General features: G+C 41.4%; 39 protein-coding genes and 7 tRNA genes. 30 read left to right on the top strand and 16 right to left on the bottom strand.

The window, feature by feature from the left end; all coding sequences use genetic code 11:
- Positions 1 to 139: 139 nt before the first annotated feature.
- The 8 genes from KGF70_RS13255 to KGF70_RS13220 form a co-directional block, all read right to left on the bottom strand.
- A tRNA-OTHER gene (locus tag KGF70_RS13255) sits at positions 140 to 223 on the bottom strand.
- A 121-nt stretch (positions 224 to 344) separates the two neighbouring features.
- A complete protein-coding gene (locus tag KGF70_RS13250; RefSeq protein WP_065674807.1) occupies positions 345 to 761 on the bottom strand; it encodes a hypothetical protein in 417 nt (138 codons plus the stop codon).
- Positions 762 to 1391: 630 nt separating this feature from the next.
- Positions 1392 to 1482, bottom strand: a tRNA-OTHER gene (locus tag KGF70_RS13245).
- A 47-nt stretch (positions 1483 to 1529) separates the two neighbouring features.
- Positions 1530 to 1712 (bottom strand): hypothetical protein, encoded by a 183-nt coding sequence (locus tag KGF70_RS13240; RefSeq protein ID WP_216769382.1) that lies wholly within the window; start codon positions 1710 to 1712, stop codon positions 1530 to 1532.
- 25 nt (positions 1713 to 1737) lie between these two features.
- Positions 1738 to 1829, bottom strand: a tRNA-OTHER gene (locus KGF70_RS13235).
- A 6-nt stretch (positions 1830 to 1835) separates the two neighbouring features.
- Positions 1836 to 1909, bottom strand: a tRNA-Ile gene (locus KGF70_RS13230).
- A gap of 14 nt (positions 1910 to 1923) precedes the next feature.
- Positions 1924 to 2007 (bottom strand) — tRNA-OTHER (locus KGF70_RS13225).
- Between the two features lie 47 nt (positions 2008 to 2054).
- Entirely contained in the window at positions 2055 to 2237 is a 183-nt protein-coding gene (locus KGF70_RS13220) for a hypothetical protein (protein WP_053566833.1), read from the bottom strand.
- A gap of 238 nt (positions 2238 to 2475) precedes the next feature.
- Between KGF70_RS13220 and KGF70_RS13215 the strand changes: the two genes are divergently transcribed.
- Positions 2476 to 2706 carry a hypothetical protein gene (locus KGF70_RS13215; protein WP_046811062.1) on the top strand — a complete coding sequence of 77 codons (231 nt, stop codon included), beginning with the start codon at positions 2476 to 2478 and terminating at the stop codon, positions 2704 to 2706.
- On the opposite strand, the gene KGF70_RS13210 is transcribed toward KGF70_RS13215, so the two are convergent.
- From KGF70_RS13210 to KGF70_RS13190, 5 genes are all read right to left on the bottom strand, one after another.
- Positions 2707 to 3072 (bottom strand): hypothetical protein, encoded by a 366-nt coding sequence (locus KGF70_RS13210; protein ID WP_046811061.1) that lies wholly within the window; start codon positions 3070 to 3072, stop codon positions 2707 to 2709.
- On the bottom strand, positions 3035 to 3475 hold the full coding sequence (locus KGF70_RS13205) for a hypothetical protein (RefSeq protein WP_216769381.1): 441 nt from the start codon (positions 3473 to 3475) through the stop codon (positions 3035 to 3037). Before KGF70_RS13205 ends, KGF70_RS13210 begins: the two co-directional genes overlap by 38 nt.
- Before the next feature lie 63 nt (positions 3476 to 3538).
- Positions 3539 to 4180, bottom strand: a complete 642-nt coding sequence (locus KGF70_RS13200; RefSeq protein WP_210847563.1) for a hypothetical protein — start codon at positions 4178 to 4180, stop codon at positions 3539 to 3541.
- Positions 4181 to 4279: 99 nt separating this feature from the next.
- A complete protein-coding gene (locus KGF70_RS13195; RefSeq protein WP_216769379.1) occupies positions 4280 to 4702 on the bottom strand; it encodes an ImmA/IrrE family metallo-endopeptidase in 423 nt (140 codons plus the stop codon).
- 14 nt (positions 4703 to 4716) lie between these two features.
- The gene (locus KGF70_RS13190) at positions 4717 to 5235 is read right to left on the bottom strand and encodes a helix-turn-helix domain-containing protein (RefSeq protein WP_063204180.1); all 519 of its coding nucleotides are present in this window, start codon (positions 5233 to 5235) and stop codon (positions 4717 to 4719) included.
- A gap of 141 nt (positions 5236 to 5376) precedes the next feature.
- Between KGF70_RS13190 and KGF70_RS13185 the strand changes: the two genes are divergently transcribed.
- Positions 5377 to 5631, top strand: a complete 255-nt coding sequence (locus KGF70_RS13185; protein ID WP_033608054.1) for a helix-turn-helix transcriptional regulator — start codon at positions 5377 to 5379, stop codon at positions 5629 to 5631.
- Positions 5628 to 5825, top strand: a complete 198-nt coding sequence (locus KGF70_RS13180; protein WP_046811055.1) for a hypothetical protein — start codon at positions 5628 to 5630, stop codon at positions 5823 to 5825. Before KGF70_RS13185 ends, KGF70_RS13180 begins: the two co-directional genes overlap by 4 nt.
- On the opposite strand, the gene KGF70_RS13175 is transcribed toward KGF70_RS13180, so the two are convergent.
- From KGF70_RS13175 to KGF70_RS13165, 3 genes are all read right to left on the bottom strand, one after another.
- A complete protein-coding gene (locus KGF70_RS13175; RefSeq protein WP_046811054.1) occupies positions 5822 to 6094 on the bottom strand; it encodes a hypothetical protein in 273 nt (90 codons plus the stop codon). The genes KGF70_RS13180 and KGF70_RS13175 overlap by 4 nt on opposite strands.
- Before the next feature lie 171 nt (positions 6095 to 6265).
- On the bottom strand, positions 6266 to 6475 hold the full coding sequence (locus KGF70_RS13170) for a hypothetical protein (protein ID WP_063485772.1): 210 nt from the start codon (positions 6473 to 6475) through the stop codon (positions 6266 to 6268).
- 29 nt (positions 6476 to 6504) lie between these two features.
- On the bottom strand, positions 6505 to 6735 hold the full coding sequence (locus tag KGF70_RS13165; RefSeq protein WP_003642789.1) for a helix-turn-helix domain-containing protein: 231 nt from the start codon (positions 6733 to 6735) through the stop codon (positions 6505 to 6507).
- 141 nt (positions 6736 to 6876) lie between these two features.
- Here KGF70_RS13165 and KGF70_RS13160 point away from each other — a divergent pair, with 141 nt between their 5' ends.
- The 27 genes from KGF70_RS13160 (at position 6877) to KGF70_RS13035 (ending at position 22619) form a co-directional block, all read left to right on the top strand.
- The gene (locus tag KGF70_RS13160; protein WP_003642790.1) at positions 6877 to 7083 is read left to right on the top strand and encodes a helix-turn-helix transcriptional regulator; all 207 of its coding nucleotides are present in this window, start codon (positions 6877 to 6879) and stop codon (positions 7081 to 7083) included.
- Entirely contained in the window at positions 7083 to 7379 is a 297-nt protein-coding gene (locus KGF70_RS13155) for a hypothetical protein (protein ID WP_003642791.1), read from the top strand. Before KGF70_RS13160 ends, KGF70_RS13155 begins: the two co-directional genes overlap by 1 nt.
- Before the next feature lie 206 nt (positions 7380 to 7585).
- Complete coding sequence (locus KGF70_RS13150; protein WP_216769377.1) at positions 7586 to 7891, top strand: DUF771 domain-containing protein; 306 nt, start codon at positions 7586 to 7588, stop codon at positions 7889 to 7891.
- Between the two features lie 66 nt (positions 7892 to 7957).
- Positions 7958 to 8470, top strand: coding sequence for a helix-turn-helix transcriptional regulator (locus tag KGF70_RS13145; protein ID WP_160248354.1), 513 nt, complete (start codon positions 7958 to 7960; stop codon positions 8468 to 8470).
- A gap of 108 nt (positions 8471 to 8578) precedes the next feature.
- Complete coding sequence (locus KGF70_RS17650; RefSeq protein WP_258985816.1) at positions 8579 to 8707, top strand: hypothetical protein; 129 nt, start codon at positions 8579 to 8581, stop codon at positions 8705 to 8707.
- 275 nt (positions 8708 to 8982) lie between these two features.
- Entirely contained in the window at positions 8983 to 9513 is a 531-nt protein-coding gene (locus tag KGF70_RS13140) for a host-nuclease inhibitor Gam family protein (protein ID WP_216769376.1), read from the top strand.
- A gap of 11 nt (positions 9514 to 9524) precedes the next feature.
- Positions 9525 to 10490: a hypothetical protein gene (locus KGF70_RS13135; RefSeq protein ID WP_216769374.1), complete on the top strand. Its 966-nt coding sequence runs from the start codon at positions 9525 to 9527 to the stop codon at positions 10488 to 10490.
- Between the two features lie 79 nt (positions 10491 to 10569).
- Positions 10570 to 11475, top strand: a complete 906-nt coding sequence (locus KGF70_RS13130; RefSeq protein WP_253954888.1) for a DnaD domain protein — start codon at positions 10570 to 10572, stop codon at positions 11473 to 11475.
- A gap of 13 nt (positions 11476 to 11488) precedes the next feature.
- The gene (locus KGF70_RS13125) at positions 11489 to 11989 is read left to right on the top strand and encodes a hypothetical protein (protein WP_161324212.1); all 501 of its coding nucleotides are present in this window, start codon (positions 11489 to 11491) and stop codon (positions 11987 to 11989) included.
- On the top strand, positions 11986 to 12411 hold the full coding sequence (locus KGF70_RS13120; protein WP_253954887.1) for a VRR-NUC domain-containing protein: 426 nt from the start codon (positions 11986 to 11988) through the stop codon (positions 12409 to 12411). The genes KGF70_RS13125 and KGF70_RS13120 overlap by 4 nt, the downstream gene beginning before the upstream one ends.
- A gap of 77 nt (positions 12412 to 12488) precedes the next feature.
- A complete protein-coding gene (locus KGF70_RS13115; protein WP_253954886.1) occupies positions 12489 to 12641 on the top strand; it encodes a hypothetical protein in 153 nt (50 codons plus the stop codon).
- 2 nt (positions 12642 to 12643) lie between these two features.
- Positions 12644 to 12961, top strand: a complete 318-nt coding sequence (locus tag KGF70_RS13110) for a hypothetical protein (RefSeq protein WP_216769372.1) — start codon at positions 12644 to 12646, stop codon at positions 12959 to 12961.
- A 2-nt stretch (positions 12962 to 12963) separates the two neighbouring features.
- Positions 12964 to 13140 (top strand): hypothetical protein, encoded by a 177-nt coding sequence (locus tag KGF70_RS13105; RefSeq protein ID WP_209042025.1) that lies wholly within the window; start codon positions 12964 to 12966, stop codon positions 13138 to 13140.
- A 242-nt stretch (positions 13141 to 13382) separates the two neighbouring features.
- Complete coding sequence (locus KGF70_RS13100) at positions 13383 to 13850, top strand: ArpU family phage packaging/lysis transcriptional regulator (protein WP_253955622.1); 468 nt, start codon at positions 13383 to 13385, stop codon at positions 13848 to 13850.
- Between the two features lie 133 nt (positions 13851 to 13983).
- Positions 13984 to 14066: transfer RNA gene (locus tag KGF70_RS13095), tRNA-Tyr, on the top strand.
- 246 nt (positions 14067 to 14312) lie between these two features.
- A tRNA-Ile gene (locus KGF70_RS13090) sits at positions 14313 to 14384 on the top strand.
- Positions 14385 to 14647: 263 nt separating this feature from the next.
- A complete protein-coding gene (locus KGF70_RS17385) occupies positions 14648 to 14917 on the top strand; it encodes a DUF2829 domain-containing protein (RefSeq protein WP_021732633.1) in 270 nt (89 codons plus the stop codon).
- A gap of 41 nt (positions 14918 to 14958) precedes the next feature.
- Positions 14959 to 15486 (top strand): terminase small subunit, encoded by a 528-nt coding sequence (locus KGF70_RS13080; protein ID WP_024002530.1) that lies wholly within the window; start codon positions 14959 to 14961, stop codon positions 15484 to 15486.
- Positions 15476 to 16714 carry a PBSX family phage terminase large subunit gene (locus KGF70_RS13075; RefSeq protein WP_216786459.1) on the top strand — a complete coding sequence of 413 codons (1239 nt, stop codon included), beginning with the start codon at positions 15476 to 15478 and terminating at the stop codon, positions 16712 to 16714. The genes KGF70_RS13080 and KGF70_RS13075 overlap by 11 nt, the downstream gene beginning before the upstream one ends.
- Before the next feature lie 11 nt (positions 16715 to 16725).
- Positions 16726 to 18234: a phage portal protein gene (locus tag KGF70_RS13070; protein ID WP_216786458.1), complete on the top strand. Its 1509-nt coding sequence runs from the start codon at positions 16726 to 16728 to the stop codon at positions 18232 to 18234.
- On the top strand, positions 18203 to 18460 hold the full coding sequence (locus tag KGF70_RS13065; RefSeq protein WP_236720755.1) for a ribosomal-processing cysteine protease Prp: 258 nt from the start codon (positions 18203 to 18205) through the stop codon (positions 18458 to 18460). The genes KGF70_RS13070 and KGF70_RS13065 overlap by 32 nt, the downstream gene beginning before the upstream one ends.
- Positions 18461 to 18606: 146 nt before the next feature.
- Positions 18607 to 19827: a minor capsid protein gene (locus KGF70_RS17645; protein ID WP_367889997.1), complete on the top strand. Its 1221-nt coding sequence runs from the start codon at positions 18607 to 18609 to the stop codon at positions 19825 to 19827.
- Between the two features lie 177 nt (positions 19828 to 20004).
- The gene (locus KGF70_RS13055) at positions 20005 to 20682 is read left to right on the top strand and encodes a DUF4355 domain-containing protein (protein ID WP_122211803.1); all 678 of its coding nucleotides are present in this window, start codon (positions 20005 to 20007) and stop codon (positions 20680 to 20682) included.
- A gap of 14 nt (positions 20683 to 20696) precedes the next feature.
- The gene (locus tag KGF70_RS13050) at positions 20697 to 21044 is read left to right on the top strand and encodes a hypothetical protein (protein ID WP_216786457.1); all 348 of its coding nucleotides are present in this window, start codon (positions 20697 to 20699) and stop codon (positions 21042 to 21044) included.
- A gap of 19 nt (positions 21045 to 21063) precedes the next feature.
- Complete coding sequence (locus tag KGF70_RS13045; RefSeq protein WP_003642819.1) at positions 21064 to 22086, top strand: major capsid protein; 1023 nt, start codon at positions 21064 to 21066, stop codon at positions 22084 to 22086.
- Positions 22087 to 22098: 12 nt separating this feature from the next.
- Positions 22099 to 22275 (top strand): hypothetical protein, encoded by a 177-nt coding sequence (locus KGF70_RS13040; RefSeq protein WP_003642820.1) that lies wholly within the window; start codon positions 22099 to 22101, stop codon positions 22273 to 22275.
- An 11-nt stretch (positions 22276 to 22286) separates the two neighbouring features.
- Positions 22287 to 22619, top strand: coding sequence for a phage head-tail connector protein (locus KGF70_RS13035; protein ID WP_216786456.1), 333 nt, complete (start codon positions 22287 to 22289; stop codon positions 22617 to 22619).
- The last annotated feature ends 9 nt before the right edge of the window (positions 22620 to 22628 follow it).

Here is a 22628-nt window from a genome sequence, read left to right as displayed (position 1 = left end):
ATATATTCAATAGTATCTCTGTTAAATTCAACTTGTGGTGGTACAGTGATTTGACTCAATTTCGTATTCCTCCTTTAACCTTGTATATTCTACTCATGCTTTATAGATATGTGTTAAGTAAAGACAGTACTTATCATAAAGCGAGCGGCAGGAGTCGAACCTGCATTGGAAGGTAGGCTATATTTGAATTAAAGGAACCATTCTACCGTTGAACTATACTCGCATGAAGTACATCCATCTTCTTGGCGGGAGGGAATGTGCTTTTTGGTTTGTGGCAAACAACCGTTCGATGTATACTAAACAATTAGTTAGGAGATACATGACTTAAATTTGTTGCTTAATAATTATCTGTTTTTTTGAATTGCAGCATAGGTTTCCTTACTGTCTAGTAAATTGCCTTCTTGATCGTTAACAGATATTATAAACTCGTATATATCTTCGGCCACCAAGTTTACTATAGGAGTAGTAATTTTTATAACAGTGCTTGCTCTCGTATGCTCCTTGTTAGTAAAGCTAACATTACTTAAAGAATTTTTGTCAAGTTTATAATTGTTTTTAGTGTTTACTAGGACTATATCACTGCTGTTCTTTATAGAAATGCATATCTTGTATGTCTTATTAATGTCAAAATCAAATAGCAAGGATTGTAAAATAAATTTGTTTGATACAGGAAAATTAGACACCCCATATCTTGCTATTGGTTTACCAGTTTTGTCAGTACTATACAGATAATTTATTTTTTCTACATGCTTATTGATCACTATATGGCCAGCTTTCTAAATTATAGGAGGTTTTAAAATGTTAAAAATTGTCTTCTTTGTATCAAGTCTAAGTAGTTCACAGAGATGTAATTTGTTGTTAACACTATTAATATCACAACATCCAGATTGGTCACGGTCTGATACGATGGATTACATTCGCTTTCACAGTGATAAAAATAGACTTATTTATGAACTAGAAAAATCTATTCGATTTGGGACTGAGTGTGGTCTTTAGACACATCTGGTGTTGACTTTAAGTGTGAGCTGATTGGAGCATTTTCTTGTTTTATAGATAATTTTATTTGCTCTGTCAATAAATCGTCAAACTTATCAGCTTTCTCTTTAGCTGTTTTGTACTTTTCTTCTATAGTATCTGTGTGTCCTCGTAATCGTCCGTACACATATTTACAGTTACCATATAACGCCCAGCCCCAAAGAGCAGTAACTATTAGCCCCGCGATTATTGATGTGTAGGCACCGTATTTCCATGTTGCACCAATCGCTATTAGTGGAGTTATTATCGCGCTAAGAATATAACTGAAATTCCATGGCTTCTGATCGATAAATAATCATCTTCTATTCTTTGCACATCTCAAACTTTGACCGGTGGGATGTACTTTTTTGTTACAACGCGAGCAGCAGGAGTTGGACCTGCATAGTACTCCAAGAAAGAATGGGCTTCAAGACTTGGAATAATGTTCTACCGCTGAACTACGCTCGCAAGATGCCAACTGAAATGATTCAATTGGCTTGACTGGCAAAATTTTACTATTCCTCTCCTTGCTTGAAGCGTGTCACCAAATCGTTTTTAATTCCTTTAAGCATACGGTCGTATTCTGCTTCGGAATAGCTATCTTTTGATAGGTAGAGAATGGCGTCAGATTTTACAAAGACTGTTAAGTCACTGATAATATCTTCTATTAGTTCGTACCTTGAAATATCTTGATGCATAGTATGCCTTCTTTCTTTATTTTAATGCGAGCGGCAGGAGTCGAACCTGCATCAATATAGGATGTGAGACCTATGAGAAGTGTGCAAATAATTGTTCTACCGTTGAACTACACTCGCGTGAAATGGACCTTGTTGGGCTCGAACCAACGACCGGACGGTTATGAGCCGTCTGCTCTAACCAACTGAGCTAAAGGTCCAATGAAAATTTAAATGCGAGCGGCAGGAGTCGAACCTGCATTGGAAGGTAGGCTATATTTGAATTAAAGGAACCATTCTACCGTTGAACTACGCTCGCAAGATGCCAACTGAAATGATTCAATTGGCTTGACTGGCAAAATTTTACTATTCCTCTCCTTGCTTGAAGCGTGCCACCAAATCGTCTTTAATTCCTTTAAGCATACGGTCGTATTCTGCTTCGGAATAGCTATCTTTTGATAGGTAGAGAATGGCGTCAGATTTTACAAAGACTGTTAAGTCACTGATAATATCTTCTATTAGTTCGTACCTTGAAATATCTTGATGCATAGTATGCCTTCTTTCTTTATTTTAATGCGAGCGGCAGGAGTCGAACCTACATCTGAAAGTATCTAGTTAGCAATTCATAGGAGTACTGTTCTACCGTTGAACTACGCTCGCGTGAAAGCACATCCATCTTCTCGGCGGGAGGGGATGCGCTTTTTTTAGTGTAGACGATGAGAATAGTAAAATACAAACGTATGTTTTATAATTGTACTGAAAAAGTTGATGACAGGAGAGAAAGCATATGTTTAATAAAAGTGAGATAAAAAAATATTCTTCTGACGGTACGAATCTAGTTAGCATAGTAAAATCTTTGAACTACTTTGAGACAATTAATTTTTTAGCGGTAATCAATAAAGCCAATAATCCTAGTTGGACTAACCGAAAATGTTACTTAGATGCTACAAACATGTACTCAGATGATGACAGGATGTCATTTTTGATTCAGCAAGCATTTAAGAATGGATTATGTTAATCATGGAAGAAGCAATGCGCTGTCACCAATATTAATCGGTTCATCGTCAATGCTTAATCCACCAGATATTTGGTTTAAATTCACTTTAAGAGGGGATCTGTAGTTTCCTGCTACGGGTCCTGCCAGAAAGTCCTTTGCAATAGGTTCACAAATCGCAAATTTATCTTGCACAGTAGTAACTTCTACAATAGCTTTTTTTGTGACAAGTTTGCCAATAACTGTGCCATTTTCATCTTTTACATCTTCGCCGTCGTTTCCAGATATCTGAAAACGTTGGCCTACTGTAACGTCATCTGAAATACCGCCATTTATTAGAATATGAGTTGAATCAATAATCTTTATGATTCTGAATTTTTTTGATTGCATTTTGTTCCTCCTGATTTAGTGTTTCACTGAGCGTGTAGCTATTTAGAAGAGTTTCATAAAACTGTTTCATCTGTTCTAATATACTGATTGTGTTTTCAAGTCCACGAATCGTTTCCATCAGTTTTTTATTTTCTTCTTTTAACCCACTGAGATTTACATTTACTGCGTTCTGTGCATTTTTTTCTTCAGTGAGCTCCTGTTGTAGCTTACCTAATTGTTTTTTTGTATCAACATTTGCAGCCAACAGCCACAAAATAATCGTTAGAGGGATGAAGATAATAAGACTGAGTAGGCCTGTTTTATGGTAGCTTGTTCCTAGTATACCAATGGATGCAATTGATATGGCTCCCGATACGTTACTTGCAGTTTTTAGAATGTTTTTAGCGGTAAAAATATTGATCACCTTCGTTCAACAATTACAATGTTATTTTTATAAAATGTTTTACCACAATACCGATGGTGAAGACTAGTTGGTACTGTAGTCATTCAAATTAAGTGAGTTGTCTTGAATTGAATTAATATCAATTGTAATTTTGTTCTTTTTAGGATTAACAGTGTCATCTGATGTTGCATCTGGATCGCTTAAACTAAGTTCAATATCATTTTCGTTATTATTCAACTTATATGAAAATTCCTGTAAAGTGTGTAGTTCCTTTTCAGGCATTAAAGAGTTAGACGCACTGTCAGTTATTTCGTTGAATTTGTTGTAATCATCGATGTTGTTGTTGTCTCTATAGTATTGGGAAGCCGAGTTGCTCCCATTCAGATTGATTTTTTGAGACTTATCTTTGTTTAGTTGCCGTGCTTCTATATTGGGCGTCATAATGTCACTGGCATCGACTTCTTTTTTAGTAGTGTTTTTATAGGTAATATCTAAAATGAAGTAGTGATTATTATCTAGGGTATAGCCAATTAACTTATTAATTTTTAGTGTACCTTTAGGGCCATAGAATGTTTTTCCCTTGGCGTAATACTTGTAATGCTGAGCTGTATTAGATTTTGAGTGGCTGCTACTGTTTGAACTCTTTGGCGAGTTAGAATTGGTCGAGCAGGCAGAGAACATCCCAACACTTAATATAGTCATACCGATTGCAATCATTCTTTTCATTGTAATTTCTCCAAATTAATATTTCCCCAAATAGAAATCCCCATGATTATTAAATTCTAACCCCCTAGCTTTTAATGACTTCCTATCTGGTCAGCACTTTTAGATCAGTGAAGCCAGTTCGTGTGGTAACTTGAAAAAATCTAAGAAGTCTAAAACATCTTCTTGTTTGCTCCAACCATATTCATCTTTCAACATGGCCAGCATAAACTTATTAGCCTCAGTTTCATTACCATCGGATAGAAAGCTTGTCGTATTTACCGCAAAAAACTGCGTATTAAATCCTTTGTGATGCCGTGTATGAAAAATTTCATGATAGCAAACACCATCTTGAGTTCGTTCATCAATTGTGTTGTTAATGACAATCATTGGGATTCGATGTGAGTTGTTATTGTAGCCGTAAATATTGTTGCCAAGGTTATTGAATTGCACGTTAATACCCAAGTCACGCGCCAAATCAAAAGCACTTTGAATCCCAAACTTGTTGGTTAAGTGGTCAATATCTTCTTCAATCCACCGTTCCATATAACCAGCTCCTATTATTCCTCTCCATTACGATACTTTTTGGGAGTGAACTTCCTTTTTGCTAATTGTTTGGATAATTCTAATGTTTGACGCATGGACGCTTTGAGCAGTTCTTTGTCCTGATCAGATAGCTCTTGTCCATTTTGGAAAAATGATAAAGAATGTTTGGAGTCGAGCCCGTTCATCATATCTTCAAGTTCCTTATCGATACTTTTTTCATCTTTTTCAGTTAGATCATAGTAATGTTTTTTATTATCAGAGGATTCACTGTTTATGCTGTTGTTTGCAGAAGATAGGCCAGCAAGATTAAGAATTTCTTCTCGCGTAATTCTCAGCCCTTTAGCCATGCGAACCAAAGTATCTACTTTAGGTATGTTCCTTTCTCCACGTTCAACAAGTGACCAATAAGATGGTGAAATTGCAGGTTTACTATCGGTTTTAGATTGTTGTGAGACTTGTCGCAATGAAAAATGTTTCCGCAGACGAATCTCTTTCAATGAGTTTCCGAACTCTTCCGGTGTTATTGAATCCATTCATATCAGTCCTCCTAATGATTTTAGTATAACAAAAGTCGAAAATACTTAAATGATTTGTAAAACTTTTATATAAAAATCGTTGACAAAAGTTTTACGAATGGTATTATATAAATGTAAGTTAAGAAAGGAGGTAATCGGATGGTTCAGCTATATGTAGTTGGCAAAAAGAAAATCGATGTTTTATTGGCATGGCATGGATATACTCAGAAATCATTGTCAAGCCGTGTTAACATTGGCCCTAGTTATATGTCTTCAATTATCAATGGGAAGAAACCAGTTGGTAAAAGGACAGCCAAAAAGATTGCTGACAAGCTGGGAGTTGAAGTGACGGATATTTTTTTTATTCCTAATGTTGACAAAAGTTATACAAAACCAAAGGAGGCGGCAAAATGAAACAAAAACAAGTAACACAATTGTTAGTCGAGTTACACGAACTTAATAAAACGCTCAAAACTATCGCAAGTAGTCTTGAGCGCAAAGAAGTAAGCCATGATATTTTCCCAGGGATTGCTTTTAAAGCTGCCCCGGTATCAAAAGAAGAGTTTGTAAAACATTATGGTGAATACGTAAAGAGATGTAGCAACTAATATCCGTATTCAGAAAGGAACTGGCTACTGCGTTCTTCGTTAGTAGACCATGCATCAAAGCGAACAATTGAAACACGTTGTGATTTTTCTATCTTACTAAGTTCTTGTTTCAGTTCAGTGATTGTTAGTTCTGATTGAATTGCAATCTGAAAGGGAAATATTTGAACCCATTTATCTGGAGATAGATTCTCTAAAGTTGTTCGAATGGTCACTGCAAATTCAGAGTTTAGATCTTTTTCTGGATTAAAAGTTACTAAATAGTTATTCATTAATATCACCTCCTTGCAATCATTATATCGCAGGGGTAGTGAAAGGAGATGCCAAAATGAAACAAGATAAGCCCGTTCTGAAAGTTGAAGCGGAGATGCAAAACATTGAACAAGTAAAAGAGTTGCTACCGCAAATAGCAACTCTTCAAGAGAAATATGATGTTCAATTAGTTATTCATCAGACTTCTTCAAGGGATCAATTGCTCCCTGAACTACCTTAAGTAGATAAGCGTAATTGTCGCCAACAATATTGCCGTTTACAACACTTGACATACTTCTGCCTTGGCCTTGACCTACGACACCGGTATGGAGACTAGCATTGTGATTGAGCATTGCAATAGTTAGTTCTGCTGCGATTTCTTTATCAGATTTTTCTGGCATTATGTTCACCTCCTTTCAAATAAGACAAATTATTTCTCCACCTCGTTGTAAGGCGGAAAGTCGAAGAAGTCATGGACGCTGATGCCGAGAGCAGAACAAAGTGAATGCAATAGATCTACTTTTGGAACACTCTGCCGGTAAATGAAAGAACTCACTGTTGATTGAGTAACTCCTGCTAACGTGGCCAAACGATTAACGGTTAAATTACGCTCGCGCATAAGATCATACAAGCGTTGAATTATTAATTCTGATTCAGTCATAAAAGATCCTCCAAACGTGTTTGCGTTAATCGTAAAACAAATTCATTTAAAAAAGTTACGCCGCTGCGTTGACAATTTACGCAATGGCGTTATAATAAAAGCATAGTTACGCAAATGCGTTAACTCTAAGGAGATGAAAACATGATTGGCTCAGAAATTAAAAAAATTCGTTCCAAGCTTGGCTGGACACAAGCAAAGCTAGCTGATGCTGCGGGCGTATCACAGAGTACTGTAAATACTCTTGAGAACCGAACAAAGCATCCTGATGCTGTAACACTAAATTTACTTGCAAAAGCAATGGGTGTAACTGTGGATGACTTATTAGAACCAAAGGAGGTGGCCAAGTAATGGAAGTCACACAAGAACAATTGCACGAAATGGTCCAATCAGAGGTAAACGCAGCTATTGCCGCCAAAAGCCTAGCACCAGTCAAAGCAAGAAACACTGCCTGGATGGAGCTTAAAAACGATATTTCGAAATTTGTCAACGAGAAGTACGGTAAGAACCCAAAAGCTTATTCATTGTCAGACGCAGTTAAAACGATCATTAGATTCCATTTAGGTGTGTCTAACGTATATCAAATTAACGAGAGCAACATTGATGAAGCGCGTCGAATATTTGAGTTACTAAAAGCAAATATTTAATTTTCAAAGAACGGAGGAAACAAAATGACACATCTATCACGAACTACTTTAATTAATGCACTAGCAAAGGTTAAACCAGAAACACCAAGAGTAGTGTTTGAGGCACTAAGCGATAAAGCACTAGATGCTGAATTTCGGGCGGTAACGGCCGAGTATAACGAGCAAGCTAGCCAACTTATGTCAGTTTCATATTAGGAGGTGCGAACATGTCAGATACGATATTGGTTCGGCATGAGGCTCCAAAGGGCTTCCAATTCATTAGCGAAGAAGAATATGAGAGGTTCCAAGCCTGGAAGCAAGCACAACGTGGTATTCGTACTTGGAAGCTTAAAGATTTGGCCAAGTATAAATACGGAACTAAATCAACCGAACGAGCTTCGCGATACTTAATCAAGCATCGCCATGATTTGGATGTTGAACAGGGTGGCTTCATTGATTATGTGAATACCCATAACGGCTGGCATATCCCTGCTGCCGATATGATGGATTATCTATTAAGCCATCCCGACTAACTGAATTATAAGTGAATTACACGGAAAGGCTACCTAAAGCCCTTTCCAAAATACAGAGGTGTAGGTATGAAAAACAAATTCTCAGAGCAATTATCATTAGCGTTGGACAGGCATAAAGAATCAACACAGCAGCAGATTGCAGATAGGACGCATGTTTCTCCCGGACAATTGTCCCGGTTGAAGAGTGGATCAAGAAGCACTGATCCACAAATCAGGAAGTCGTTAGCAAATGTAATTAACGATTTTTGGCTTAGCTATTCTGGTGCTCGCGAGAATTTCGGAGTGCTGTCATTCCAGAATGACAGGCGTCTAAAGGGTGATATGTTCTCAGCCCTAATGCGTCAGAAGAAAGAGCAGCAAGAACGAGAGGCAATGGAAGCTGAGTTTGAGAATGCTATTGCAATTAATCCAAACGATCGGACACCAGCGCAGCAGCTAGTCATTGAACGTTATCCACGTGAATACGCTGAAGAGATTAGCGCCGAGATAACTGATTTAGCTAAGAAAGCTGAGTATGCTGGCATCTCGATGGATAAATTGCAAGAAGTCATCGATAAAGTTAATCGGAAAAATGGATAGGAGGCATCGCAATGATTGAAGGAGCATTAGTAGGCTGCGCGTTAACTGCATTGTGGTTCAAACGTCATGAAGTTGCTAGTTGGTTTGGAATTTAAGGAGATGAAGACGATGAAGTTCACATTCCGGATCGGAAACGTGCTTTACAAACAGATCACGATTCAGGAGTTAGATAGTCTTTTTAACACGTTTAAGGAGGTTGAACGAATTGGAAGTACGCAAAGCATCGCCAAAGCCTAAATTCGAGTACGAAAAAAGCTGCTCGAGTATTGGAAGTACCCGCGCAGCTAAGACGCTTAATAAATTTATTTTCGAGTTCTAGTGTACTCCGAAACAGTCACTAAGACAATGGTTGGTCACGTTAATACGGAGGTGGACGAAATGAACGGCTACGATAGTTGGTTAATTGACCAAGAAGAAGCTGCAGAAGGTTGGCGTGATGATGTGCCTACTGAGGAAGAGCTGATTGAAAGTGGCGTCATTGCTGATTATTAAATAAACAGGAGGTTTCAATTATGGACGCAATGTTAAAAGAAGAACTTAGAACGGTGACGGAACGTGAAAACGAAGGCTTCAAAATTGACTCATTGGAGAAAGCTGACTGGGCGTTAAAGAAGCTCAAGGCTATCCAAGCGCATGATGATGAAATTGGTCAAGTTGCGAAGAACAATATTGACCAGGCAATTGCATGGCGCGACCGGGAGCTTGATAAGAACCAAGCCAACCGCGAGGACTTCGAAGGGTTACTGACCGACTATTTACGTGATCAACGGTTAGTCGATAAGAAATTCAAAATCGATACCCCTAATGGCCGTGTATCAACTCGTAAGAACCCGGCTGGGTTGGCGTATGACGAAAAGATGGTTTTAAACTCGCTTCGTAATCAGGGCATGAGCCAATATATCAAGGTCAAGGAATCTATTGATAAAGTCGATTTAAAAAAAGCTGGTCGCATGGTTGGTGACAAGTTTGTCATGGAAGATGGCGAGATTATCGCTGGTATTACTGAAAAACCGGCAACTGAGAAGGTCACGTTTAAATACTAGGAGGAACCAATATGAGTGAAGCAATCGCGAAAGCAGAAAATCAAACGAACAGTCTATCCCTAATCATGGGTACTGATCAAAACAAGATGGCTAGCGAACTACAGGCTATCTCTAATTTCCAAACTATGGTTCAACATCAACTAAAAGATGGTCAAGATTTTGGGGTCGTCCCTGGTACACAGAAGCCGACGCTCCTTAAACCGGGTGCCGAAAAAATTCAAATGTTGATGGGCGTGACCAGCGAATACAACGTTATCGATAAAGTTGAGGACTACGAGTCGGGTTATTTCGACTACACCGTCAAGTGCGTGCTATACAAGAGCGGTATGCAGTTAACTGAGGGATTAGGGTCGGCAAATACAAAAGAGAGTAAGTACGTTTCTCGTGATGGCTTTTCAATGAAAAACACGGTATTGAAGATGGCAAAAAAGCGAGCTCAAGTTGATGCCACACTGACCATCGCTAGTCTATCAAATGTCTTCACGCAAGATGTTGAAGATATGCAGAACTTTAATCAACGTGAGAATAACGAAACCATGACTTATGATGAAGCCTTTAATTTGAAACTTAATTTTGGCAAAAACAAAGGCAAGAGCATGGGAGATGTCATGAATGAGAATCGTGGCTATATTGAATGGCTAGCTGAGAATGCACAGAAACCTGAATTTAAGACTGCTGCTAAATTATTACTAGCTGGCAAGCAACAGCCTGTAGCAGACGATAAAGCGAATGAAGATTTTGATCCTACCACCATCATTGCTAGTTCAAAGCAGACAAGTGAGATTGCTAACCTTGCCGGTGAGCTGGCTGCCAAAACCAAGAATGGCACACCATTATCGGTGACTAATGAGGTTATTCAACAAATTGTCCCTGATTGGAAAGGGACTGACGACGATTGGAAGAATCTAACAGTAGCACAAGCAGAGGATGCTAAGAGCCAGTTACAAGGGTTGCTAGCGGCATTTGATAAGAAATAAACATTCGAATTGGCTTGAATGCAGCAGTGACTGAATACACCGAACGGGTGAAAGGCCCATTAGTAAAGGAGGGACGAATTTGGATTACTTCAAACAACGACGAGCGTACCGTAATTTTAAAATGTATGAAGCGAGTGTCTCTAACGGCCAAAATAATCTGTATCGCGAGTTACTAGACTATGCGAACGACGAAGGCAAGTTGGACGTTCAGTTTCGCATGAAAAATTCGGCATTACTCAGTCTGACAGGACTATCCGAACCCGGCCTCGATAAAGCACGCAACTCATTAGTGCAACTAGGACTAATTAAATACGTTAGAGGCAAGAAAAATGTGAAACCACCTGAATATTACATTATTAATTTATATAGTAGGTCAGCTGGTTACCCAACCAGTAACCCAACTACAAGTCATAAAAGTAGGTCAACTGGTTTAGATAAAGTAGGCCAACTGGTTGGGCAAGGTGGAGGTCAACCAGTAGAACATAAAGAACTTACTAGTACTGACCCTGACTTGACTGATACTGACTCTTATGATGATGACGCGGGCGTGACACGCGAGCAGGTCATTAACGATTGGACCAACCTGTGGGGATTTCCGAACGGAGTTGCTCGTCCCGAAATTGATGAATGGCTCGCGGCACTTAAACCTGAATTGGTGGCTTACGCCATTCAAATTGCTGGTGAACACGATGTACAGTCGCGGGGAGCTTTGAAATATTTGCGTGCAGTGATCAAGGGTTGGCAGCAACGAAAGATTACGACATTGGCACAGGCTAAACAAGCAACCGCTGATCACGATAAACGGTTGGCTAATGCTAATAAACCGGGTGGTTATTCGAAGCCGCACCGTAAGGAAATTATGCCAAAGTGGGCGCAAAACGACGCTTCTCAGGCGGATTTTAAGCCAAAGCCAAGTAATCCAATGACCGATGCTCAACGCAAAGAGCTGGCTGAGCGCCTAAACAAACTGGTTTCAAAGGAATAAGGAGGTATTCCAGATGTACGCAGTTAAGACAATTGATCAAGAGCATAAAGTGCTTGCGACTGGTAGTGAGCCAGAGCTACATCGCTTGGTACTGTCAAAGTACCGGCGCGGGCAATGGCCGTTTCCAGTAGTCATTGAGCCCGAGCAGGCTCAGCCGTGGGATGATAAAGCCTACTTGGAAAGCATGCGACCGAACCCTGAGACCGAGGAACGAGAGCAAATTAAAGAGATTCGCCATGCTCATCGTGCCGGCAAACACACGATTAGAGCGATGGCAGACGAAACTGGCTATATTACCAAGCGAGTGAGCTATCTCGTACACAAGTACAGTTTGCCGTTGCGGAACGAGTACTGGCGGGCTGAGAAGTACGACAATCCCAACGAAATTATTACTGGACAAACAGTTGATTTGCTAGGTGATAAGATCGGCGCCCCAGCTAGATCGATAAGGCAAGCAAGCTACTCAAATGGCATTGTCTGTGGCTACTACATCAGCCGGGTGCCGAAAGTATGACAATCAAGTACCCAAATGGAGCAGAACCTAAATACCGCCATGCTAAACCACGTAAAGACTCTAGGCATACTAAACATGGACCAGGACCAGAACAAATGATTCAGCGCGGAATTATCGAGGAACTGGCAATGGCGGGACATCATGTTTGGCGGATCAACGTTGGTAAAGTGAAGATGGAGGACGGCCGGATGTTCAGCGCAGGCCCACAGGCTGGTTTCCCTGATGTATGCGGTTACCGCAAGTCAGACGGCAAGATGTTCTTTATCGAGGTTAAGACGAAAACAGGCAAGCGGCGCCCGGCACAAGAATATTTCGCCAAAGAGATTGCACGTGATCCCGTGATTTACGACGTTGCCCGCTCACCGCAAGAAGCGCTTGAAATTGTGACCAAAGGATTAAACCGAACGGAGGACGTGAAGTAATGACTGATTTAGCACTTAAATTAGGCCGTAAGACCGTGGTGGCCTACATGGTCGTCTTGACTTTTTAAGGCGAAATTATGAAAAACTATCCCAAGATTTATAAGCGTTATGGTGACGCCTTCAAGCGTTGTGAGCACTTAAATCATGTGATCAAGAGCGATGATTATCGCTGGAAATTGATGTGCGCTAAGGGCTGGTATGACGTTGACCCGAATGACAAGGGGGATTAGATATGGAAAATGACATTTCAAGCACTCAACTAGCTTCTAGAAGTGATAACTCATTAGTCAGCATTAAAAAGAATATCAAGCGCAATATGTCTTATTTGGAAACAATTGCCCCTGTAAAAATTGATTATGTAAAAACTGAATCCGGTCAAACTGAAAAAGTATTTTGGTTAAATGTATTTCAAGCTTGGTATGTGGTATCTAGTTTCAAGAACACGCCTAAAAATCGGCGGTTGAAAATGGATTTAACTGAGTCGGTATCCAGAAGCACTGACATGAAAGGTGCTTGGGTAGGTGCTATTAAGCAGCTTCAGGAGGATTGAAAATGAGTGATGAAATGAAAGAGCTACGTAGGCGATTAATAAATGATGCTATCGGATGCCAAGAAGAAGACGACACGAAAACAAAAGACGGGATTATAATTGCCTTGTTTGAGATGGAACATTTAGACGAACCTTATATGGGCACTGATTATTCGCAAGGGGATGGCGACGATGATTAAGTTTAGAGCGTGGCACTGACAACTGAGCAACAGGCACAAATTGGTCAGGACTTCATTGCTGACATTATGGAGTTGAGTGATCGCGAGAGTAAACAAAAAGCCGCCTACTAAGGCGACCAGTCATAGGGCCACTCGAATGGCCGTTGCCAGTATAACATATAAAAAGCGCTGCCATTGCTGACCGCGCTACGATTGATACCTACAAAATTAATTATAGCACAGTCAAAACAAGGGGTGGCATGATGGAGAGCATTTTTAAGGACGTTGATGAAGAACGAACAATTGCTAATGCGGAACGGGTGCTAAAAGACTATTGGAAATGGCGACTACGAGCTCGCAGGGTTAATTTCAACCTGCAAAGTCCAGCAATGGACGGAATGCCTAAAAGTCCTAGCTATGGCAACCATATTGAAGACAAGCAAGTTAGTAAAGCTAACGATGATTTTATGGCTAATTTAGTTGTCAAGGTCATTGAAGCTGTTACAATTGATGAAGAAACGGAGAAATATTCAGAGCTATTAATGCTGCTCTATGTTAAACGGTATTCGAAAACTAAGTGCATGATTAGCCTGAATATCTCCGACAAAACATTTAATAAGTATTTGAAACAAGCCCAGTTAATGTTCGCTGAGATATATCCGGATGGCGTGGAAGACCTGATCGTTAAAAAGTATGATCCAGAGATTATTGCTCACTACGACGAGGACTGAATTTACTCCGACAAAATTCCGAGTAAATTCCGACAAGTTTCCGTGTTGATTCCGGTAAATAAGTCAAAAAGGGGAGTAAATTAGTATTATCGATAGATAGGTAAGCCACCCCAGCTTGTTAGCCTATCGTCACGGCGGTGCGTCAGAGATGGAGAGCTGTGTCGGTCTGTAAAACCGATCCCATTGGGTGAGTAGGTTCGATTCCTACCGCCGCCATTAAGCAAGTAAGTACGCAATGATAGTGCGTGAATATTTGAATCAACAATAACCTATGCTTACTTGCTTGCTGTTCAGTGCGGAAAACTGGACGGCACCTACATAAGACGCGCAATCAAACGACCACCAGATTGCCTGCAGGAACAGGTGCGCTGTGGTAACCAACATAAGTAGATAGGATTGGAGGTGATAGCCTTCATGCCTTCTCAGTAGTTGCTAGCCGGATTCAAGCCCCGGTTAGCTCATATTCCCGTAGCTCAGTGGCAGAGCGCCCAACTTATAATTGGGAGGTCGCTGGTTCGATGCCAGCCAGGAATATTGCCAGCGGACATTAGGGAGAGTGAGAGCGCTCCTCTCACCGCTGGCGTTGTCTATTAGTCAAAGCCCGGGGTCGGAACCGGGCTTTTTTGATACATAAATTTAGGAGTGATGTCATGGCAGTAATGGTTCACAGCAAATATGGGTACGAGCCACCTGAATGGGTGCAGGCTGATTCCCGGCTAGATAAGTGGTACAAGGATAAGCGTCGTGCTAAACAGCATGGCGCTTTTAGTTTGGATAAAAATAAGGAGGAAGCAATTATGAATTTTGGAGAAGCGCTTGAAGAATTAAAACGAGGTAATTGTGTTGCACGTAAAGGCTGGAACGGCAAAGGCATCTTCATTAAATTGAAAAAGGGAGAATCTTTGAACACTCCCAATAATCGTTTTAATGAGGTTATGACTCACGATTTCATTTATATTGACACGACTGGGCTACGCACGAACAATCCGAATGCACCTATGGATCGAGTTCCATGGTTAGCTAGTCAAACTGATATGCTAGCTGATGACTGGGTCGTAGTCGAATAACGATGACTAATTCCAATTAGACGGAGGTGTGGTGGTATGTAATGACACGAAAGTTAACGCCCAAACAGCAAAAGTTTGCCGATGAGTATATCAAGTCTGGAAATGCTTATCAAGCTGCTATTGAAGCTGGTTATTCGCGCAACTATGCAAAGGCACAATCTAGCAAATTGTTGGAAAATGTTGGAATTAAATCTTACATCGATGAGCGAATGGCCGAGATAGCTTCCAAGCGTATTATGGACGCCACAGAAGCCGTTGAGTTGCTTACTAGTATCGCTAGAGGCGAAACTAAAGAAACGGTTTATATTGGCACTGCTGACGGTGTGTACGAGAAGCACAAAGAAGCTGATTTGAAAACACGGATAAGCGCTACTAAGGAAATACTGAAGCGTTATCCGGATAACAATAAGCTTGTTGAACAACAGATTCGCAAGCTTAAAGCTGACGCGGATATTGCGGAGGCTAAAGCTCGCATTATGAATGCCTCAACCGATAGTACTGAAGCAAAAGTTTCTGAATATCTGGATAAATTGGATGACGTCCTAGGTGGTGATAGCGATGGCAATTAGTGAGCTATATACGTCGAAACAAGTTCAAGTGCTGAAAACCTTGCGGCGGACGGACTGGCGACTACTGATAAACTATGGTGCTGTTCGGTCTGGTAAAACTGTCGTTGATAATGACGCCTTCTTGATGGAACTGCGGCGTGTTCGTCAGGTTGCTGACAAATTAGGGGTCAAGGAACCAATGTACATTTTAGCGGGGTATTCAAGCAAGTCGCTACAAAACAACGTATTACAGGAACTGACGAATAAATATGACATTAACTTTCAATTTGACAAACATAACTCTTTCACACTGTTTGGCGTGAAGATTGTGCAGACGTTTACCGGGTCCATTGCAGGGCTGGGTGCCATTCGTGGGATGACCTCGTTTGGGGCGTATATTAACGAAGCTAGCCTTGCTAATGAAGAGGTATTCAATGAAATCCTTAATCGGTGCTCAGCACAAGGTGCGCGAATTATTTGCGATACGAACCCAGACGTTCCGACTCACTACTTGAAAGCCAGCTATATTGATAACGATGATCCTAAAGCAGGAATCGTTAGTTTCCATTTTACAATCGATGATAATACCTTTTTGCCCCCACAATACGTTGAACATCAAAAAGCGGGTACGCCGTCCGGAATGTTTTACGACCGTGCAATACTCGGTCTATGGGTATCTGGTGAAGGTATGGTGTATAAAGATTTTAATAAGGACGAAATGATTATTCCACGGGCTCAATTGCCAGCAGACTTAACCTACTATGCAGGAGTCGACTGGGGCTATGAACATAAAGGAACGATTGTTGTAATGGCTGATGATCGAGTTGGCAATACTTATTTGATTGAAGAACATACACGTCAGTTTGAAGAGATTGATTACTGGGTAGAGATTGCAAAAGATATTCAGCGTCGCTATGGCCGAAATGTTAAGTTTTGGGCTGATAGCGCGAGACCCGAACACGTTGCACGCTTCCAACGTGAAGGGCTCAAGGCGTTCAATGCTAAAAAATCGGTTTTATCAGGAATCGAGTCGGTGGCTAAGTGCATGAAGCAAGGCCACTTTTTTGTTATCAAAGAAGCGATTGATGCCTTCTTAGATGAAATCTACCAGTATGTCTGGGACGAGGCTACGGGCTTACCCGTCAAGCTCAACGATGACGTGATGGACGCGTTACGGTATGCCGTCTATAACACACATGAACGGCTCAAGGCACGGACAATTAAGAAGCCAAAGGGATTAAGAGGATAGGAGGTGAGCGGATGCAGTATGATTTGAACAAGAAGCGCGGGTCCAACGTTGCGATTGACCGTGAATTGGCTGGCAATATTGAAAACCCTAGCTTTGATGTAATTAACTATGCTATCAATCAACAACAGCAACGTATTGACCGTTATAACATGCTGGAACACTACTATGAGGGTAATCAGCACATCTTAAGCCGAAATCTTGAGATGGCGACTAAGTTGGATCGTGCAGATGAAAAGGTAATGACGAACCACGCCAAATACATTACTGACATGATTACCGGCTTTACAACTGGTAATCCGATATCCATTTCACCGGCGAACGGTAAGGATATTAAAGCTATTAAGGATGCTCAGAACCAAATGGATATTGATTCGCATAATACGGAGATGGAGAAAGATTTAAGCGTGTTTGGGTGTGCCTATGAGCTGCTATACATCAAAAAGGTGTCAGACGCAACTACCGAGTTGGCAATTGAAAAAATTGATCCGCGCGGCTGTGTGCTGGTAACGGATGACACGTTGGATAAAAATCCTCTGTTTGGTATTTACTACGTGGAAAAGAAGGACCTGCTTGGTAATGCTAAGGGTTATTTGATTACTGTCTATACGGCCCACTGGATTATTCAGTATCGAACCAAGACAGGACGAGTGCTATCAGATGCTAATTTGGCAAGCAAACCTAAGGCCATTCAACATTATTTTAATGGTGTCCCACTTATTGAGTATCGTAATAACGAAGAGCGTCAAGGTGATTTTGAGCAAACGATTAGCCTAATCAATGCCTATAACGAATTACAGTCAGACCGTATCACCGATAAAAAGAACTTCGTAGATGCCTTGCTGGTAGTCTATGGCTTTACCCTAGATGAGGGCGAGGACGGTGAAGGAGCTAACTTGAAGGACGGTATTCTAGAAGCGCCTGGTAAAGGCGACCAGGGTGCTAGCGTTGAATGGTTGACTAAGAGCTTTGACGAATCACAGTTACAAGTACTTGTTAAGTCGATTAAGGATGACATTCATCAAACGTCTTACGTCCCTAACATGAACGACGAAAATTTTGCTGGGACGATTAGCGGCGAAGCAATGAAGTACAAACTGTTCGGCTTACTCCAATTGTTGGCGACTAAGCAGCGATACTTAACACGTGGAATTCGCCAGCGTCTACAACTGATGCAGAACATTTTAGCGTTTAAAGGCCAGTCAGTAGATGCCTCCGGAGCGACAATTAATATTGTTCCTGATATTCCAGTCAACATGGCGGATATCATTAGCAATATCAAGAATGCTGAAGGTGTCATCCCGCAATTGGTATCACTCGGGTGGTTGCCTGGGACAAATGACCCACAAGAGCTAATTAAGATGTTGGATCAGGAAAAGGAGAAAGCACTCAAGCTACAGCAGAAAGCTATGAGCGGCGAGCCCGCCACAGATAACGAGGAGGTAACTGCGGATGATTCTGGCAACGTTTCAATTAAACAAAAAGCAGGTAGTGAGTTATCAGATAACGGGCCACGCGAATAGTGCTATTAAGGGCCATGACCTAGTTTGTGCTGCTGTTTCGGTGCTTGGCCAAGCCATCACTAATGAGCTATCTAACGCCACTGTTAACGAAAATGGTGGCTTGTTTATTGGATTGATTGAGCCCAGTGCTGATAACAAAGTTCTGTGTGAGACCTTATTACACGGACTACAAGATATTTCAGCACAATATCCTCAGAATTTGCAAGTGGTGGTGAAGGGCAATTAACTCAGAATTGAATAAAATTATTAAAACGATTGGTGTATTTGTGATCGTGATAATTAAAATGCTTGGATTAGTTTCGCTTGGATGGAAGCCAATTACAGGCATTTTAATTTTGCTGTATTTGATTTTATAAGCTCGGAGGTGTAGGAGTGGCGGATGACAAACGCAAGTTAAGTTACTGGCAACTGCGAGCCGTTCAGAGCGAACAGAAATCACATGATGCTGCAACCAAACAAGCGACTATCATTGCAAGGGCGTACATGCGTGCTCAGAACTATTTGACTGGCGAGATATCACAGATATACAAACGATATTTTACGGACGGTAAAGCGACGGAGGCCGAGGCACAACAGATTCTAAACACCAATGTTAGTCCGACTGAGTTAGTAACGTTACGGGCCCTGGCTGATAATGTCAGTGATAAGGAGTCAAAGAAGCAAGTGACTAACTACTTATCACAGATGGCAGCTAAGGGCCGTATTACCAGATTGGAAGAGCTCAAGGCTAAGAGCTACATTGCGGTGAAACAAGCGGCATCTGTTGAGATTGAGAAGTCCACGGACCTTTATACCAAGGTAATTCAAGAAGCACTTGATCAGGCAACTAACGAGAGTATTATAGGCGGCTTTGATAGGGACGTTGTGTTACCAAGTACACCTAGCAAGCCACAGAATAGCACTAGAACTATTTATAATCCTGAAACGGGTAAGATAGTGGAAGTCCCAACTCAGTCAGACGAAAGCTTAGATCGCTTTAAAGAGGTGTCTGGAAAATATGTTAAAGCTGCACTTGATACACCGTTTGAAGGCAAGAACTATTCTCAACGGATTTGGCATAATACTGATAAGTTAGCAGAGCGTCTGAGCGAGCTATTCACGGCACAACAAATGAGTGGCATGCGTGAGCGTGATATGAGACAAGCGCTAATGAAAGAGTTTGGTACCAACGCTTTTAATACACGTCGATTAATTCGGACGGAGGCCAACTACTTCCATAACAAAGTAAAGCTTGACGAGTGGAAACGACGAGGTGTTAAGCAATATCAATTGGTTGCGGTACTTGATATGCGTACGTCAACAATTTGTCGGGATATTGATGGTAATGTCTATGAAGTTGATCAGGCTAGCGTGGGCGTTAATTACCCACCGTTACATCCTAATTGCAGGACTGTAGCTATCCTCTATCGCGCTGACAGTAAGTACATGTTACCACGCACAGCTAACGATCCAGTTGATGGTAAGCTAATTAAATTAAAGCCTGATGCTATATATGCTGACTGGAAAAGAGCTTTAGTGATGAAGCATGGTGATTATGGGGTTAGTGTGTTTAAGCAAAGAGCTACTAGTTATCATTCGGATAAAGATCTGTGAGGTTTTTAATTTGACCTGAGCATGTCATTAAACTACTCAAACTAAATAGCATGCGTGGGCCTGATAATTACGCCACGGTCAATTTAGCACAATGTGTGGGACTCTCAGAGTAATGCACGGGGTGCTTTTTTTGTGGTCTGAGTTATCGGAAATTCGTGGACGTGGAGGAATTCAATTATGAAGAAGCTACTTAAACTAAAGATGGATTTACAGATGTTTGCTGACGGTGGTAATGGAACTGGCGGAGATGAAGGTGGCAATCAGACGGCTGATAGCACGCCTAACACAACCGACGCCAATCAAAATAGCAACAATGACGACTCTGACCAAGACAATCAGGCAGATACGCCGTTTAAATCGTTTGCTAGTGAAAAGGACTGGCAATCAAGTGTTGATAAGCTGATTGCTTCGGCAATTAAAACACATGATGAAAAACAGGCTAGTGAAGCCCAGCAGCAAAAAGATTACGACAAGATGACTGACTTGGAAAAGGCCAACTATGATAAAGACCAATTAACCAAGCAACTTGCTGAATCACAGCGTCATGGAACTATTGTTGAAAATAAAGCCAAAGTGACGGCTCGACTGGGTGCAGACGATTTGCCGACAGCACTGATTGCGGCTTTTGGTGATGATGTTTTAGCAGATGATAAAGGCATTGAAGCGGCTTACACTGCAATCAGCAAGGCATTTACAGAGAGTTTACAGCAAGCAATTGATAAGCGAATCGCAAGCAGCGGGACCACATTACCGGGTGCTAATACATCCGCAAATAAATCTGAAGGTGCAACAGCAGCTGAAAAATTAAATAACTCGCAAAAGCCAGCAAAGTCCAGTTTATGGGCGACAAAATAGGGAGGTACTAGATTATGGCTTATGTATTTGATAAAGGAACAGTAGAACAAAAGAATTTCATGGCATCTGAAAAGTTCGTATCATTCTCACGGCAAATTGATGACACCAGTTACGCGGTGAAGACGGATGCTTTTGGACATAAAGTTATTCCAGCCGGCACGATTTATCCAACTAATGACGCTAAGGCGGAAGGAATCACGATTAACGAAGTGGACGTTACACGTGGCCCTCAAATGGTTGGCGTGATTGTTGAAGGCTATTTATTTGGCCAACGCTTACCAGTGGCGCCAACAGCTGAGGCTATCACGGCATTAAAGAAGATTAATTTCACTGATACGGACGCCGCCGTATCACAAGCCTAATTAAAGGAGGAGAAAACAAATGGCTCAAATTTCAGATTTATTCACGCAACATGATTTAATCGATTTTTCATTGAATCGGCAGTATCCAGCGATGCAAGGTGATGAACTATTCCCAGCAATCAAAGTCAACTCACTAACTGTTGATATCTTGAAACGTCAAAATCGAATTCCAGTGATTGCATCCTATGCGGCTTTTGATAGTGAAGCTGAAATTGGCAGTCGGTCTGCCTCGGGCGCTGCCATCGAACTGGCTTTGATTAAGCGCAAGATGCAGATTAAAGAAAAAGATTTGTATGCGATGCTCAATCCGCGGACGCCTGCAGAAGCTAGCTACTTGCAACAACACGTTTATAACGACTTTGATGTGCTCAATCAAGGCGTTTTAGCACGAATTGAAAAGACCGCTATGGACGTTTTAGCAACAGGTAAGACTATTTTGCCAGATGAAAGTGGTAAACTTGCTGTCCAACTTGATTATCAAGTTCCGACTGAACATCAGGAAGCTTTGACTGGAGCTGCTACATGGGATAACGGCGACGCGGATATCCTTGGTGATATTACGCGCTGGTGCGATAAGATGGATATTACACCAACCCGGGCGCTAACTAGTCGGAAGATTTATCGATTGATTACGACTAATACCAAAGTTCTACAAGCCGTGTATGGTAACTCTACTCGGGCACTTGGACAAGCCGACTTTGACACCTTCATGCAGGCACAAGGTTTACCAATTTTTCGGACTTATGATCAAAAATATACCCAAGTCGGAAAAGATGGCAAGATTACCAAGAGTCGTTACTTCCCAGAAAATCGACTTGTCTTAATGAACGATGACCCGATTGGTAATAAAGTGTTTGGACCAACTCCAGAAGAGTTAGCACAATTCAGTGGCCCAGCGCAAATTAACGCTGTGGGTAATGTTTACGATATGATTTATACCGAAACTAATGATCCAATTGGGACTTGGGAAAAAGCCTCAGCAGTTGCGCTTCCAGCGTTTGCCGCGGCGGATGAGGTATTTCAAGCTCAGGTTTTAGCCTAGAGGTGATTGATAATGAAGGTTCGCGTTAAAGATTACCCAATTCGGTATAAAGATACTCGGTATAAAAAAGGTGATGAGCTCAGCATTACGCAAGACGCGTTCAATGATGAGCTTTTTGTTTGTCTTGATAAGCAGAAGGACGAGAAAACTGCCGATAATGCTCAGTTAGAAACAGACGACGAAGAATAGAGGATGATCGTATGGCTAAACCAAGCCCACCAGATAAGGCGGGACAATTGACAAGACTATATACGCGATTAGGTGTTGAGAAAGACACGCCGGATGCTGCGGTGGTTGATGACATCTTTGATGACGCTGTTCAAACGTGCTTGGATTATACTCGGTCTTCACTCTCGATACCGATTCTAATTCAGGCAAAACGGCTTGCCATTATCATGTACAACGAGCAAGGAACAGAAGGCGAAGCATCACGGTCAGAAGGCGGCGTTTCTCAATCGTTTGAACTGGGACTACCTAACATAATTAAAACCGCGCTAGCACCTTACCGAGTCGCGAAAACGAGGCGATTCTAATGCGCCTTA

Source organism: Lactiplantibacillus sp. 7.2.4, assembly GCF_018991185.1.
Lineage (GTDB): Bacteria > Bacillota > Bacilli > Lactobacillales > Lactobacillaceae > Lactiplantibacillus > Lactiplantibacillus pentosus.
Note: the sequence above shows the minus strand (reverse complement) of the source record. Positions and strands in the feature narration are given on the sequence as shown.